Origin of the sequence: Maribacter luteus, from assembly GCF_009674825.1 — a bacterium.
In the GTDB taxonomy this organism is placed as follows: Bacteria; Bacteroidota; Bacteroidia; order Flavobacteriales; family Flavobacteriaceae; genus Maribacter_A; species Maribacter_A luteus.
In genome coordinates this window covers 151,516-165,066 of the sequence record NZ_WKJH01000004.1, presented here as the reverse complement: position 1 = coordinate 165,066, position 13,551 = coordinate 151,516, and the positions used below count along the sequence as shown (strand labels likewise).

Genomic DNA, 13,551 nt, shown 5'->3' with positions numbered 1-13,551 from the left:
AAATAAAACACCCAAAAGAAGATGATAACGTTAAATAAGTCAATGGTTTAAGGGTTGAACCAATAATTGAGTTTTACCGTGAGCGACCAAGTTCTGCCCGTGTATGGTGCCAATAAATGATTGTTTGTATAGACGATAAATAAATCCGAAGCAGGTTTATAGCGCCATTGGAATCGGGAATTCAAATCAAAATTCTTTGACTGTTCATTATATTGAAAAAGATTGGAAAAGAACAGTTTATTGGTAAAAGTGATATCAACTTCGGAGCCAATAAGCCAAAATTCATTGGTGTTCCAAGGTGCGGGCATCTTAATTCGATTGTAGTTTAAATTTGCACTTAAACTTACATACGGCTGAAATCGGTATCCTAAAGAGGATGTTAGGCTTGTTCTGTTCCCATCTTGATAATACCCACCTAACCTCCCATCGAAAGTGTATGTAAAAAGACTTTGGGGTTTAGAGGCATACATCCATCCGAAGGCATTCCATTGGTGTTCACTACCAATAGGCAATTCATCCATACCCAATCTCGTTGGGTCAAAAGGGGACAATAATTGAACATAATCATCGGAAATGAAAAAGTCGAGACTACTCCGATTCCTAAAGTCAAAGGAATAAAGTAAATAATTGGTGTTGTCCGTTCTTTCAAAATTTTCATTGAAGTAATAACTGGTATTCAAAATGGGTCCATGACTTAGAATTTTACCTTTTTTTGGAAAAAAAAGGTACCCGAGGAAGGAGTTGATTTTTATATACCCATTTCTGGGTACATAACCTACCTCTGCCCTGTAATTTTCGCCTACTGATTCTTCCTGTATGCGCCAGTTCCACTTTCGGCTAGTATACTCTAAATGGGCAGCTTGGGTAATACCGTTGCCTTCGTTATTGGGCGAAAAAGACTTTAGAAGGAAGGCTTTACCGTTCCACAAGTTATTGGAAGATGCTAAATTATACTCAAGACCTATATTTCGATTGAATTTAGGATATAGTGCGGTCAGGGAATCGTTCTCTTGCGGATAATTGATCGATTCTTTGTTCACCACCATCATACCGATACTCGACCGGCTAAATACTTTACGTTGAATGGATAAAACACCAAAATTCTGACTGGGTAGCCCCGTTTCGTCCACAGCTGCCGTTTGCATATCCATTAGGCCCAAACGCCATTTCTCATTAATGTTACCACTTACCCTTGCCCCTGCCCTAATAGGAACCCCCAAACCAATTCGTCTGGAAAAGAAAGGTCGGATACTGGAATAACCGAAATTGGCAAAAAGATCCGCGTTTTCGAGAAAAAATTGCCTTTTTTCTGGGAAAAACAGTTCAAATCGGTCTAGATTCGTGACTTGACGATCTACTTCTACCTGTGAAAAATCAGGGTTCACCGTTAAGTCAAGGTTTAAGGAAGAGGTTATTCCTATTTTAACATCACCCCCTACTTTTTTATCGAAAGCTGTCTCCCCTTCAATATCATTATTTACACTTGAAAGCGCATAAGGGATTAACGATAGGTTAGTACTTTGTGGAGGTGGAGGAACATCCCATACCAAAACCCCGGTATAGGCCAAGGAAGCTGTTGGGAACTGCCGTGGAATGGGGGTCCAGCTAGATTTTTCACTAGCTTTTAAGTCCAAACGACTAAAATTTATTCCCCATTCCTTTACTCCTTCTTTGTATCGTATGGATTTGAAGGGAACTGCCATTTCAAAAACCCATTTGTCCTCATCGCTTACGACTTTGGATACCCATTTGGTATCCCAATTAAGGTCAATACTGCCACCACTGAACATGGTACCGTCCCATTGTGCGCCTGCAGCATTTGAACCAAAGGAGAATCCAGTGGTCTGGTTGTTGAACGGGTCTAGAAAGAGTAGAAAATTATCATTGTTTCCAAAACTGAAATCGCGCCGTAAGGATTCAACGATATTGTCTCCATTGGTACTATTGAAAAAAGTGGCCACCAGATAAATATATTTGTCGTCATATGCCATTCGAATTTCAGACTTTTCCGTAGCCTTACGCCCATCCATGGGTAATACCATAAAGAAATCATCTGCAACATCCGTATCTTGCCATGTAGGATCATCGGCAATACCATCTATAACAATGGGTGATGTAGCCCTTTTAATATGTAACTGAAAAGATGCATTCTTTTTTTGTGCATAACTATGCGAACACAGAAATATGAAAAAAATAAGTGTGTACAGGTATTTCATAATCAGTACTAATTTAACCTTTTGCTGAAAGATTATATAGTTGTTTTTAAACTAATAATGGCTCAATATTGTCAAAGTAGGCCATTGGTTTTTAATCTTTTACAAGCGAATTAATACGAAGTTGAACGTTTTTTTCGTTAAATCGTATACGAAATATTATTTTAGCACAATGATTTCAAAACTTATACTTAGAGATCAGGTACGGGAGCACTTATTGAGTGAAATGACCCAGGGTAAATTAGAGCCGGGTAAAACCATAAATTTGGCGGCATTGGCCCGTAAACTCGATGTTAGTGTAACTCCCATACGGGAAGCCCTAACCCAATTACAGCAATCTATGCTGATAAAGGCGATTCCCAATCGGGGTTTTATTATTGCCGAATTAAAATATGCCGAAGCCAAGGATCTTTATGAATTGGTCGCAGACCTTGAAGTGTTGGCCTTGGAGAATTCGTTCTTCGATGAGGCATCGATCGAGGACTTGAAACAAGCACAGCATAAATTTAAAAATGCTTCGGATACGTTAACGAGAATCCATGCCAAACTTGAATTTCATAAAATACTGACACAGCACTATAAAAATGCCTTGGCCCAACAGATCTTGACCGATCTAAAGACCCGGATCATATTTTATGAAAGGGCATTTTTGTCAGACGATTCCATTTATGCAAAATCCGATAACCAACATGATGGTATTATTTCGGCCATTGAAGACGATAATGTGCCGACCGCAGCACTTGTACTAAAAATGAATTGGATGCTTATTTTGGATTATATTAAAAAACAGCTCACCAAAGTTTAAACTGAAATTGTTTTATTAAGAATCCCTTCATTATATCTATCTATCGATGAGCATTAATGGTTTAATCCACTAAATGTATTAACGGAATATGGCTTCAAATATCAGACGTTCGTTAATTTAAAAATCCATTTTTGTTAAATAAATCTTATATCTGCTTAAGAATGTATATTAAAATCACATTTCTTACGTTCTTTGTATAAACACTAAAAGTTACACCATGAACTATTTATCTCCACAGATTGAAGCTTTATCTAAAAAGAAGATAAAGAAAAAAGCTCCCTTGGTCAAAAAAGTTTATTCTTGCGGTATTTTCCAGGAATATGAAGAACAGACCGAAGTGGAGACACTCCAGAAAGAATCTTAAGTAGATTAAACGGTCTTCTTATTCCATGAACAATTCAGTATCCAATCCTGGAATAAGTTTCAGTGCATTTTTATAATATAACTTCTTTAAGACTTCATCTGGTAGGTTCAAACCATACATGGCCCAAAATGCATGATATTTCTTGTAGTAGGGAAAATATTCATCGTTGGTTTCCAAAACCCTGAAATAGGTAGGGAATTCCTCTGGTTTCCAGCTATCCTTCCCAAATAGTATCCGATCTTGATATGCAAGAAAAAATGCGTGTGCATTTTGGGGTTGTCTTCCTAATTCGGCAATAACCGCGCTAATACCCACATACATGTTCGGCATGGCATCCAATAGCTTAGCAAGTGTAGTTAAGTCATTGGCGTGCCAACCCATATGCGCATTTATAAAATTGGTGTTTGGGTGTTTTTTGAACACATTATGTTGTTCTTTAATGATCTGCTCCCAGGGAGCAGGATCGGTATTCGACCTTTTTCTGCGAGGGTGGGTCTTTAATTCCAGCCAGCGTTCATTATCAGCATCCATAGGATCCCAGAATGATTTGGGATCGGCAGCATGGATCAAAACAGGCACACCCATTTCGGCACATTTGGCCCATATGGGGTCTAATCTAGGGTCATCTATGGCTAAACGCTTTCCGTTTATATCGTTGTATCGTAAACCGAGACTTTTGAATATTTTAAGTCCTTTAGCGCCATTTTTTATATCCGTTTCAAGTTGTTTTGCTGCTTTTTCGGACCAATTCTCGCTCCCCACCCCACTAAAATCCACATTGGCAAAAACAGCGAAACGATTGGGATAGTTGGTCTTGATGCTTTGTAACATGCCCATTAGTCGTTCCCCTGAACCACCACTTAAATTCACCATTACCCCTTCGTTCATAGCATCCATATCCTTGACCAATGATTGCAATGCTTCTTTAGACATATCCCTCTGGTGGCTATGGACATCGATAAATGGGAATTTGGCTTTTTTTACCTCATGTTTCGGTACTACCAAGGTTGATTTGGGGTTATACTCCTCAAATTGCATTTCTTGGGCAAAAAGGATGTGGAATGATGTAAAGGTTAAAGCCATAAAAATATAAAAGCACTGTTTTCTCATAAACTAAACGGATTTTTTAGATTGTTTTAAGTAATATAGATAATCTTCATAGGTGTCAAGATCAATTTCTTTTCCTTTTGGCTTTAGGTTGGTGGTACTTTGGGTATTTTTCAACAATATTTCCTTGGCACCTACAATACCATCAAGTTTTTCCAGATCTGGAATAAACCTTTGATCATATAGCACAGGCACCCCGTTCCCATTTTCATAGGCCGTTGCTACGATATCATTGCATTCATCACTGAAAGTACTGATCATCGTATTAAGATAGACTGTATCGATAAATGGTTGATCGCAAAGCATAAAGAGCAAACCGTCAAAATGTTTTTTGTTTTGAATTATCTCTTTTACTGCACATGAAATCGAAGATCCCATGCCGTTTTTCCAGTTAACGTTTAAAATAACATTAATTTGGGTTAGATCCGATTGCCGCAAGATCATTTCCGAATTGGCTCCCAAAACCACGAATATTTCATGTGCACTGCTGGTTTTGGCCGTTTCTATTGCATGGCCCAAGAGTGAGGTCTCTCCCCATGGTAACAATTGCTTGGGTTGTTGCATACGGGAAGATTCCCCTGCCGCTAAGATAACTATGGCTATGTTCGTTGATTTTCCCACTAGCAATGTATGGCACTTAACTTATCTTTGAGCATTATAGGTTCTTGCTTGCGGGTTACGGACAATATTTCAGCCATAATTGCAATACATATTTCCTGTGCGGTTTCTGCGCCGATGTTAAGACCTGACGGACCGTATATAGAGTCAAAAAAGGCATCATCGATTTCCGGGTACCTCTCGATCAATTCCCCCATTAACTTCTCCCGGCGTTTCATAGGTCCTAAAATACCGATATAAGCAGGTTTGGATTCCTTGATTCGTATAAGGAATTTAAGGTCCTTTACATAATTATGGGTCATTACAAGAACGGCGGTTTGGTTATCTATTTCGTCAATATCCAAATCGTCGGCATCTACACATAACATTTCCTGTGCCCCAGGAAAATCCTTTAATTTTTTTTGTTCTGAAGGAGGTGCCACAATGGTCACTTCCCATCCTGTCAATGAGGCATAACCACTTAGTTGTACCGCGTCATGTTCGGCACCAATGATCAAAAGCTTAAAACATGGTTTCATTTTTTGGGAAAATACCTCCAATCCTTTTACAGGGCGTAAAATGGCAGCAAATGGAAAGTCGTTATTATCCGTACGCATTATTGATCCATAGGAGATATTAGTGCCTTCTGTCTTGGTGTAATAGGATTGTAAGGTGAATACATTCCTATTGTGGCCGAGTCGATCAAAAGCCGACAAAAAGGCTTCATTTGGTTCAAAGGGTTCAATGAGAATGTATAGGAGGCCTTCACAACCCAATCGATAGCGACCATCATATGTCATCATTTTTGGAATACCGTTTTCCAGCACACTTTGGGCTTGGCGAATTACTTCTTTTTCAACACATCCGCCACTTACTGCACCAACGGCCCTCCCATCTTCTAAAATGAGCATTCGAACGCCGGGTCTTCGGTAAGAAGAACCATCAAGGTCCACAACTGTTGCCAAAACGGTTTTAAGTTGCTTTTCCTTCGCGGAAATATAGGTTTTTACGATATTTTTGAATTCATGGGTCATGCCGTAAATTTAAAACAACTGTAATTTAAGGTTAAAAATCGATAGTACCTGATTTTCTACAAAAGGCATCGAAAAACAGATGATTTATATATGTTGATGAGGATTTTAAATCCCTTCTAATTTAACGGATTTGCGTGACATGGTTTTCTTTAACAAGATTTAACAAAGTTTTATTTTTGTGGCATAATTTATGATCCAAATGAGCGTTCTGTGTGTTGAACCTCAAAATGACGAAAATGAAATCACTTTTTAAATATTCTAGTATTTTTGCCTTTCTTTTATTGGCCTTTGCATGTGGTAATGCTGATGATGATGTTAATCTGGATATAAATTTCGGTGACGGCCTAGGCAAAGGAGAACCGGTAGATGATTGTTTAAATTTTGAAGAAAGCGATTTAATATTAAGCATTCAAGAGCAATACACTACCCTACCGGGAAAAGTTTCTATATTGTTCAAAGTTTCGGATACCAATGGGAGTCCTGTCGCAGGCTTAACGGCAAATCAATTCACTATATATGAACAAGGTCGTAATGATGAATGTTTCAATACCATTTCATCCTCGGAGTCATACGCACGTATCTCACCAAACTCACAGATATTCAATGCGAATACGATACTCGTATTGGATTTAAGCAACAGTGTCCTGAGCAGTAGCTTAGACGAATTGAAAACGGCTTCGGTAAGTTTTGTGAATAATGTAATGCCTACAACAACTGAGGAATCTTATAAAATGGCCATCTATTGGTTTGATGGGGAAGATGGATTACATCTATTGAATGATTTGACAAGTTCTAAACAGGAATTGGTCGCTGCTATAGATTCCATTACAGATGATATCAGCAATGATCCATCAACGGATCTTTATGGAGCGGTAATTGAATCGACCGATATTGCGGAGGACCTATTGAAAGAGAGTATAAAAAATGAGGTTATCGGGGCGGCCTCGGTGGTTGTATTCACTGATGGTACGGATCAAGCTTCCCGATATACCAAAGAGGCGGCTTTAAAGAAAGTAAACGATGTTAGTGCTAATATCTCGTTCTTTACCATTGGTCTTGGTGCCGAGATAGATACGCAAATTTTATCCGATATCGGCAAGACGTATAGCGTTTTTGCAGGTAATGCGGAAGAATTGGAAAATACGTTTAACGATATTTCCTTGAAAATTTCGGAACGGGCCAATAGCTTTTATCTTTTTGAGTATTGCAGCCCAAAAAGAGATGGTAGTGGAGATAACAATTTAGTAATACAATTGACCGATGGCAATCGACAAGGTGCAGTACAAACCAAATTCAGTGCCGACGGTTTCACTGGAGGTTGTGAATAAATGCATTTATATAATCTTGATTCAAAGCGTCCTTTTCAGGACGCTTTTTTATTTACATTAATTTTCAAACGAATTAAGGTAGGGTTTTTTCAAAGTTGATTGTTCTATAACCAACAACCCCATTTTAATTGAATACCTACATCCTAAAGACTATGATGATGCTGTTAACTATTAAGATTGAAAATCATGGATGTAATCAAAGAAATTATTCAAGAGAGTCCGGCAGGACATTTATCAAAAGGGTATAAAAGCCTTGTTCTTCTATTGTTCGCCACAATTGTTTCAACATTACTCACAATGTTGGTGGTCTTATTGACTTATGGCCCTTATATGACCATACGTTATGGATATTGATGGTACACAAACCCTATTTAGAGATGATGCGGAAATCACTAAATGCCAAATTAGGGGCTTTATGGATTATCTATAGATCATCGCGTTATTAAAAACTCCCTCCCCCGTATTCAAGTCGAGGAGAAAACCATTGATAACGGCATATTCAGGTTTTCCGTTTTTCTCTAACAGAAATGTAGGGTTAATACCGATCTGCAATTGCAACTCTGGTACTTTATAGGTACTTCCTATAATGTTCATGGGAATAGGTGATTCCAGTTTTTCCAAAGGAAGCCTGGCCACGCGCAAATAGGTGTATCCCTGCTTTAAGAGATCGATTGCATTGATTTGGTTGATGTCATCCATGTTATGTAACTCGTTGGGATATACTTTACCTTTTTTTATGGTATAATCGGTCGCATCCAAGGTTTTATAGCCATAATAGGTTGATAAGTCGCCCAGTTCAAGGATTCGACTGCTGTACCAAAAATCTGTATTTTCTTTTTTATCGACCTCAAGTCGATTGATCCCGATATCTAATTTATAGGCCTTATCCAATAAGTGATATGTGGCATTGGTTATTTTTAAATCGAAAAGTTTACGATCATTTTCAGGAATTTTACTGTATTCATCAATAGGTATTTCTTTGTAGTTTTCTTCAGCGATCGTATAAATAGCGGAAAGGATCGACACATAATTAAGCTTCCTTATCTCTTGTTTTTCCACATCATTGGAATATCCGCCCGACTCAATTAAAATAGTACTGGTACCCCATTTTTGAATGTTATCACCAAAAGCCCTTGGTTCAAAATCATCATTATACCGCCCTACTTGGCCAGGGGCATATTTTTGTATGATATTGTTCATGAATACAATGATTTTCATGGCATTTGCACGGGTTTCGTTTATGTCTTTTTCATAATTGAACGCTGGTGCCAAATAGGAAATGGTCGCGGGCTTTTCAGTACGTTCCGCATTGTAGTATGTACTTTGATCATGCAGGTTAAACCCGAAATCGGCTTCCAAACTATCCCTCACTCTTTTTAATGTTTTACTTTCAGGAGATTGTAGCCGTAAGGCATCCCTATTGATATCTACCCCCAAAAGGTTTCTTCGTTGATACCGTTCTGCCCCATCGGGATTCAACATAGGCAAGAAATGAAGGGTGAGATTACTTAGGATTTCCTGTTTTTCAGACTTAAACCCATTGCTTGCCAAAAAAATGAAAATATCAAAAATAGCTTGTGTCGCGGTAGGTTCATCCCCATGCATTTGGGACCAAAGAAATACATTGGTATCCCCGGTACCGATACTGATCAGTTTCAAATCGCGACCTTCAATAGATTCGCCCACCTTCGTTACGGTAAATAAGGGATTGGCGGCATGTTTAGCGATCAGAGGTTGTATCTCATGATGTTTTATTCGGCGCTTATCCAGTTTCTCTTCCTTGTATTTTTCATAGGTGCCATAGAGTTTTGATGTAATATCATAATCTTGTGAAAATCCGGTATTGATGAAAAAGAGAAAAAGGAAAAAAGTGGTTAACTTCATATTCATTTTAATTACTGTTTTTAGGTAGCGGTTTAAATTTATACTCTTTTGTTGCGTTTCTAACCTTGGTCATAAATTCTTCACCCGGATCGGTTTTCTTGGTTCGGTATCCTTTGTCTTTCTCCAACCATAGTTCGTGACCTTCGAACAAAGTATATTCGTGATGGCCAATAACATATGCAATATCATACTTTTCCGCCAAATATTTTACCAACCAAATATTCGATTTCAATTGTTCCTTGGTCAATGGGGTTTCTGACGTTCCACCTACATTCTCAACCCCGATAGCACAATGGTTCAATCCTATTACGTGTCTGCCCATAGTGGTTTCCGTTAAAAGTCGATAAATAGTCCCATCACGATCAACCAAAAAATGGGCTGAAACATTGAGGCCGCTCACGGTTTCTATATCAGGGCGCCAATTCGGTAATTTTGAATCATGGAACGCATCGAATGATTTTTCGAATGTAGGAATGGCCGTCCAATGCAAAACGATCATTTTCGGAACAATCGTTGGCTCTTTTTGATCCAATCCATACCTCTCCTTTAAATAATTTAAAGTTAGTTCAGTACGTTCATCATTGAAAATGACGGGCTTATCCACTATTTTCTTAGTGGTTGAACATGCTGAAAGAACTAATAGAAATAAAATAGGGATGATATTTTTCATTATTCTTGGGTTTAATCGTTCAAGGGTAAAGAATCCAGTTTTTCTTTTAAAATGGCATATTCGATAATGACCTTTCTTCTACCCCAATCTTTGGCTTTATCAATGTTGTTTCCCATATAAATATCAATTCTGTTATTCCATTTCGAATGCATTTTATCGTTGATGTAAAAAGTATCGGGAAAGGTATCGATGCGTACCATAGTTCCGTAATCCAACCCCTTTGCAATTAAATCCCTCGAAACGGCCAATGATTTTAAGCCCGGGACCAAAGTATCTCCCCAAGCAGTAACTGTGGGCATTTCATTGGTTTGTGACTGAACCGAGTTATAGGCGGTGGCGGTAACCTCAATAGGCATCCAAATGTAAGGGTCTTCTTTTTTTTCTTCTTCACACCCCCATATAAAAGAAACTAGAAGCAAACCAATGAGACTATTGTTGGCCATACTACGGATTTGTTTTGTTTTCAAGTATCAATACATCAACACCTTTTTCTTCCCAAAATTTTAATTTTTCAGAAGGAACGGGAGTAAAGGAATAGGAAAACGAACTGAGTATTATATCCTCATCCCCATCTTCGTCAACATCCCCTGCATCTATTAGTAACCATCGGGCAAAGTTGGCTTCTTCAAGAGTGGCATCCTCAAAAATGAATGCTGTGGAATTCTTGTTTTCCAAATATACAAATGATGATTCTTTTGGATTGTCATAGTTCGGAAAGGTTGACAATAACGCAAAGTCTATATCCCCGTCCTTATCAAAATCCCTGGACACCACGCGGGTCGCCCCATTCATTGGATAAAAATATTGTTCTTTAAAATTATTGTTACCATCATTAATGTAAATCCGCATTCCGTGGTAAGGTTTAGGAATATAAGTTAGGTCCGCATTATCGCCATTTACGGTAATGATATCATCATCCCCATCATTATCATAATCCAATAATTCAAACCAACTACTCCCGTAAATGGGACTAAAACGAATCACTTTGTCCATTTTGAATTTTAAATCATCTTCTTGGTAGAAAATGGTAATATTCTCATCCCCTTGGGAAAATAACGCCACAATATCTTTTTTGCCATCTGCATCCATATCCTTAACAACGGATTTAATCACACCCGGAAGTGTGGAAAGTACTTGTTTTTCGAATGCCAAGGAATCGTTCTGTTTCAATAAACTCAGCATACCGGTGAGATATCCGAATTCGCTAACGACAAGCTCGTCCTTGCCGTTTCCGTTAAGGTCGCTTACCGCGGTATGTACTGGTCTATGAAGAATTTCCGGTATTTTGAATGATTCCCCTTCTTTTTCGATAAGTATACTGCCCGATGGAATCTCAGAAGGGTCCAGTTTACCTACCAGTGTGGCATAGGACACATCTTCGGATGTAAAATAGCTTGTAATTGGCCGCTTATAATGATTTATAAAAGACACTTTTCCTTCCTTAAAATCAAAATTTAAAAGCCTTCCCGACATGTCAGCAAGCTCAATCTTACCTATGTTTTTTCTGTAATTAAGGTAGGTATACATTAACCCAGGCAACGTATCGAAGGTTATGGGCCGTGGGGTAAAACCCTTTAATGCCTGATTTGTAATCTCTTTTTTTGGCATTATGAGAGAATCAGGTGCTTGCCGAATAATATATTCTTGCAGTAATTGCCAATCTTCATTGCTGATCATTGGGGGTAAGGTGTATATTCCCGATTTCATGATCGCCTCTTGTTCTTTGAACGGCCGTCTGTTGTACGGGCTATAGCCACTGTTTCGAATACCCATCCTTGCCCCCATATCGGGTAGAACACTTTTTTCCCAGACTGTTTTTGGTAGGGATTGTATTGATGGTGCAATATGGCAAACGGCACAACGGGTCTCGTAAAGGGCAAGTCCCTTTTCTTCTTTGGTTTGACCGCATGATTGAATTAATAAAGCACAAAAAATAATAAGTCCTGAATATGATGGAATACCCTTGTAATTCGAAAACTCAAAGACTTTGGACAAGTTGATCATAGCGCTTCTTTAATGGTTTCAAGAATATTCAGTCAGTATGGACTATCCTTGGTCTTTATTCAAGTCCAATGTTTCTTGTAGGATATAACAAGCAATTTAAAAAATATGTTTTAGCTAAAGCTATATTGTTCGGACAAAAGAGAAAAGAAATATTAAATTTGTTTTATAACTAATTTAAGCAATGAAAATAGTTAAACGCTTACTTGCAATAGTCCTTTTAATTCTGGTCGTAGTCGCCTGGTTAAATTATCCAAAACTTAATATTATTTCCGGTTTTGCCGCTAAGAGCATGGCTTCAAATCAATTTGTTGCCCATCGCAGTTCGGAATCAGTAACTATGAACGATCATAATGTACCCATGATAAAATTGGCGAAGACAGGAACGATCAAAGACGGGGCCGTAGCTACGGTATTTGGGTTTATGGAGCGGAAGGCCATTTGCAATGACGGAATAGGCTGTATACTTGTTGATGACGATCACGAAATGGAATCGTTTGATTTTCATCCTAATCGTGACATAAAAAAAACCTTTTTACCTTTCCCTTATGGGGATTTGGAACCTAAGGATACGATTTTTGAAAATGTGGATTATAAGCAACTTAAAAAAGCGGTGTATGGTGCCTTTGGGAATGCTGAAGCACAAAAAACCAGAACCGTCCTGGTTGCTTATAAAAACCATATCATTGCAGAGGAATATATAAAAGGTTTTACCAAGGAAACCCCTATTCTGGGTTGGTCTATGACCAAAAGTGTTTTGGCTACCTTGTATGGAATCTTAGAGTACAAGGGAGAACTGGATGTTCAACAACCGGCACCTATCCCCTCTTGGCAAAATGATGAAAGAAAGAATATTACCCTGAACCATCTATTGCGCATGCAAAGTGGACTTGCCTGGGAAGAGGACTATACCAAAATATCCGATGTGACAAGAATGCTGTTTTTGGATGAAGATATGACAGTTGCACAAGAAGATAAAGAAGCCATTGCCCAACCTACAGAGATCTGGAATTATTCCTCTGGCACAACGAACCTACTGTCAGGTATTTTAAGAGACCGATTCAAAACCCAACAGGAGTACTTGGATTTTCCCTATACGGCCTTGGTAGATAAGTTAGGAATGCACTCCATGATCATTGAAACCGATATGAAAGGTAATTATATAGGTTCTTCTTATGGATGGGCCACTACGAGGGATTGGGCCAAATTCGGTCTATTGTACTTGAACAAGGGAAATTGGAATGGGGAACAACTTTTTGATGCTTCTTGGGTAGATTATATTACAACACCTACAAAACTATCCGAAGGCACCTATGGTGCACACTTTTGGCTAAATGCCCAGGGAAATTACCCCGATGTTCCCATAGATCTTTACTCGGCCAATGGTTATCAAGGTCAGTATGTATTCATTATACCTTCCAAAGATTTGGTGGTGGTGCGTACAGGTTTGGCAGAATATCCTGAGTTTGATGTCAATACTTTCTTGAGTGAAGTCATCAAGGCTATAGATTAGATGACTTACTGTTTTTTGAAAAGTTGTAAAAGCTA

Annotated in this window: 13 protein-coding genes; 5 read left to right on the top strand and 8 right to left on the bottom strand. The window is 38.5% G+C overall.

Annotation, left to right across the window (positions count from 1 at the left end):
* Window positions 1-47: 47 nt before the first annotated feature.
* The gene (locus tag GJ691_RS07500) at window positions 48-2,216 is read right to left on the bottom strand and encodes a DUF5916 domain-containing protein (RefSeq protein ID WP_154365420.1); all 2,169 of its coding nucleotides are present in this window, start codon (window positions 2,214-2,216) and stop codon (window positions 48-50) included.
* 169 nt (window positions 2,217-2,385) lie between these two features.
* Here GJ691_RS07500 and GJ691_RS07495 point away from each other — a divergent pair, with 169 nt between their 5' ends.
* Window positions 2,386-3,018: a GntR family transcriptional regulator gene (locus GJ691_RS07495; RefSeq protein ID WP_154365418.1), complete on the top strand. Its 633-nt coding sequence runs from the start codon at window positions 2,386-2,388 to the stop codon at window positions 3,016-3,018.
* A gap of 217 nt (window positions 3,019-3,235) precedes the next feature.
* Window positions 3,236-3,382, top strand: coding sequence for a hypothetical protein (locus tag GJ691_RS19480; RefSeq protein WP_179955059.1), 147 nt, complete (start codon window positions 3,236-3,238; stop codon window positions 3,380-3,382).
* An 18-nt stretch (window positions 3,383-3,400) separates the two neighbouring features.
* Here GJ691_RS19480 and GJ691_RS07490 read toward each other — a convergent pair whose 3' ends face one another.
* The 3 genes from GJ691_RS07490 to GJ691_RS07480 are packed head-to-tail and all read right to left on the bottom strand — an operon-like array spanning window position 3,401 to window position 6,120.
* Window positions 3,401-4,492 (bottom strand): amidohydrolase family protein, encoded by a 1,092-nt coding sequence (locus GJ691_RS07490; protein ID WP_154365416.1) that lies wholly within the window; start codon window positions 4,490-4,492, stop codon window positions 3,401-3,403.
* Window positions 4,493-4,495: 3 nt separating this feature from the next.
* The gene (locus tag GJ691_RS07485) at window positions 4,496-5,110 is read right to left on the bottom strand and encodes an NTP transferase domain-containing protein (protein ID WP_154365414.1); all 615 of its coding nucleotides are present in this window, start codon (window positions 5,108-5,110) and stop codon (window positions 4,496-4,498) included.
* Window positions 5,110-6,120 (bottom strand): XdhC family protein, encoded by a 1,011-nt coding sequence (locus GJ691_RS07480; RefSeq protein ID WP_154365412.1) that lies wholly within the window; start codon window positions 6,118-6,120, stop codon window positions 5,110-5,112. Before GJ691_RS07480 ends, GJ691_RS07485 begins: the two co-directional genes overlap by 1 nt.
* Window positions 6,121-6,356: 236 nt before the next feature.
* On the opposite strand from GJ691_RS07480, the gene GJ691_RS07475 reads away from it, so the two are divergent.
* Together GJ691_RS07475 and GJ691_RS07470 are read left to right on the top strand one after the other, a co-directional pair.
* A complete protein-coding gene (locus tag GJ691_RS07475) occupies window positions 6,357-7,448 on the top strand; it encodes a vWA domain-containing protein (protein WP_154365410.1) in 1,092 nt (363 codons plus the stop codon).
* Window positions 7,449-7,634: 186 nt separating this feature from the next.
* Window positions 7,635-7,802, top strand: coding sequence for a hypothetical protein (locus tag GJ691_RS07470; protein WP_154365407.1), 168 nt, complete (start codon window positions 7,635-7,637; stop codon window positions 7,800-7,802).
* 66 nt (window positions 7,803-7,868) lie between these two features.
* Here GJ691_RS07470 and GJ691_RS07465 read toward each other — a convergent pair whose 3' ends face one another.
* From GJ691_RS07465 to GJ691_RS07450, 4 genes are read right to left on the bottom strand one after another with little or no spacing between them, the layout of a single operon-like run.
* Window positions 7,869-9,338, bottom strand: a complete 1,470-nt coding sequence (locus tag GJ691_RS07465; RefSeq protein WP_246200141.1) for a M14 family metallopeptidase — start codon at window positions 9,336-9,338, stop codon at window positions 7,869-7,871.
* 1 nt (window position 9,339) lies between these two features.
* Complete coding sequence (locus tag GJ691_RS07460) at window positions 9,340-10,002, bottom strand: peptidoglycan recognition protein family protein (protein WP_154365405.1); 663 nt, start codon at window positions 10,000-10,002, stop codon at window positions 9,340-9,342.
* Window positions 10,003-10,013: 11 nt separating this feature from the next.
* Window positions 10,014-10,445 carry a 3D domain-containing protein gene (locus GJ691_RS07455; protein WP_154365403.1) on the bottom strand — a complete coding sequence of 144 codons (432 nt, stop codon included), beginning with the start codon at window positions 10,443-10,445 and terminating at the stop codon, window positions 10,014-10,016.
* A 1-nt stretch (window position 10,446) separates the two neighbouring features.
* Window positions 10,447-12,006: an FG-GAP repeat domain-containing protein gene (locus GJ691_RS07450; protein ID WP_154365401.1), complete on the bottom strand. Its 1,560-nt coding sequence runs from the start codon at window positions 12,004-12,006 to the stop codon at window positions 10,447-10,449.
* A gap of 181 nt (window positions 12,007-12,187) precedes the next feature.
* Between GJ691_RS07450 and GJ691_RS07445 the strand changes: the two genes are divergently transcribed.
* Window positions 12,188-13,516, top strand: a complete 1,329-nt coding sequence (locus GJ691_RS07445) for a serine hydrolase domain-containing protein (protein WP_154365399.1) — start codon at window positions 12,188-12,190, stop codon at window positions 13,514-13,516.
* Window positions 13,517-13,551: the final 35 nt, after the last annotated feature.

Excerpts from the sequence above, each read along its gene's own strand:
- GJ691_RS07450 (WP_154365401.1), bottom strand. The coding sequence starts at position 12,006 with ATGATCAACTTGTCCAAAGTCTTTGAGTTTTCGAATTACAAGGGTATT.
- GJ691_RS07495 (WP_154365418.1), top strand. The coding sequence starts at position 2,386 with ATGATTTCAAAACTTATACTTAGAGATCAGGTACGGGAGCACTTATTG.
- GJ691_RS07470 (WP_154365407.1), top strand. The coding sequence starts at position 7,635 with ATGGATGTAATCAAAGAAATTATTCAAGAGAGTCCGGCAGGACATTTA.
- GJ691_RS07490 (WP_154365416.1), bottom strand. The coding sequence starts at position 4,492 with ATGAGAAAACAGTGCTTTTATATTTTTATGGCTTTAACCTTTACATCA.
- GJ691_RS07500 (WP_154365420.1), bottom strand. The coding sequence starts at position 2,216 with ATGAAATACCTGTACACACTTATTTTTTTCATATTTCTGTGTTCGCAT.
- GJ691_RS07445 (WP_154365399.1), top strand. The coding sequence starts at position 12,188 with ATGAAAATAGTTAAACGCTTACTTGCAATAGTCCTTTTAATTCTGGTC.
- GJ691_RS07480 (WP_154365412.1), bottom strand. The coding sequence starts at position 6,120 with ATGACCCATGAATTCAAAAATATCGTAAAAACCTATATTTCCGCGAAG.
- GJ691_RS07465 (WP_246200141.1), bottom strand. The coding sequence starts at position 9,338 with ATGAATATGAAGTTAACCACTTTTTTCCTTTTTCTCTTTTTCATCAAT.
- GJ691_RS19480 (WP_179955059.1), top strand. The coding sequence starts at position 3,236 with ATGAACTATTTATCTCCACAGATTGAAGCTTTATCTAAAAAGAAGATA.
- GJ691_RS07460 (WP_154365405.1), bottom strand. The coding sequence starts at position 10,002 with ATGAAAAATATCATCCCTATTTTATTTCTATTAGTTCTTTCAGCATGT.
- GJ691_RS07455 (WP_154365403.1), bottom strand. The coding sequence starts at position 10,445 with ATGGCCAACAATAGTCTCATTGGTTTGCTTCTAGTTTCTTTTATATGG.
- GJ691_RS07475 (WP_154365410.1), top strand. The coding sequence starts at position 6,357 with ATGAAATCACTTTTTAAATATTCTAGTATTTTTGCCTTTCTTTTATTG.